This is a genomic window from Phytobacter sp. V69 (genome assembly GCF_965644215.1).
In the GTDB taxonomy this organism is placed as follows: Bacteria; Pseudomonadota; Gammaproteobacteria; order Enterobacterales; family Enterobacteriaceae; genus Phytobacter.
In genome coordinates this window covers 1-771 of record NZ_CBFFRL010000474.1, presented here as the reverse complement: position 1 = coordinate 771, position 771 = coordinate 1, and the positions used below count along the sequence as shown (strand labels likewise).

The window sequence follows — 771 nt, the reverse complement described above, 5'->3', positions numbered from 1 at the left end:
GTCATGATAATAGGGCCTTCTGATTAGAAGGCCCTATTATCAATGATTTTTATCCTCGTGACGACACTATCTAGGATGCCCGGCGAAAGGTATTTCACGCGTGGGGGTAAAAATGCGCACATGCGCCGTGTTCGCGCTATCGACAGGCGGCAGCACAAAGGTCGTTTCGCTGTAACCGAACTCGGCGGCAATCTGCTGCATTTGCCCGGTGCTCATCCCTTGCGCATCCAACACCACTGCAACGGGGTTGCCAACAAATGGGGTATTCGTAAAAACATCTGCAACGACATAACGTCTTTTCATTTTCTGCCCTGAATTCAATGTGCATCTGCGCCGGGAATGGTGAAGTACCTGCCATCGCAGGCTTATGAACACAATAAACGTGGAGGCCTACTTTCTGCCAGAGCGCATTTCCATCAGCAATGGAAACGATGCCAGACCGCTTCGCACAGGTCGGGTAATTGATGACCATAGTCGAGTAATTTATCCTGGCGAAACATTTGAGCCACCTCCTGCCTTTGCGTTTTTCAGCATGAAGTTGACGCTATTTATCCATTTTAACTCTCCCCCTGGTTAACCGGCAGGAACACCCGGATGCGATTGCAATCTGGATTTGCCCAACGTCCAACCCACGCAAGATTCGCTCACCGTCATACCAGGAGCCGGGCATAAGTCAGTTCACAGGAAGATTGTTCGCTAGGCTGTGTCCCTTAATCACCTGAGTTATAGTAACTGTCTTTTTCAACAACATATTGAACTATGGCTCGCTAC

General features: G+C 49.3%; 1 pseudogene. It reads right to left on the bottom strand.

The features are described 5' to 3' along the window. Positions 1-72: 72 nt before the first annotated feature. A pseudogene (locus tag ACSZPU_RS26070) lies at positions 73-303 on the bottom strand (PhzF family phenazine biosynthesis protein); the annotation flags it as partial. Positions 304-771: the final 468 nt, after the last annotated feature.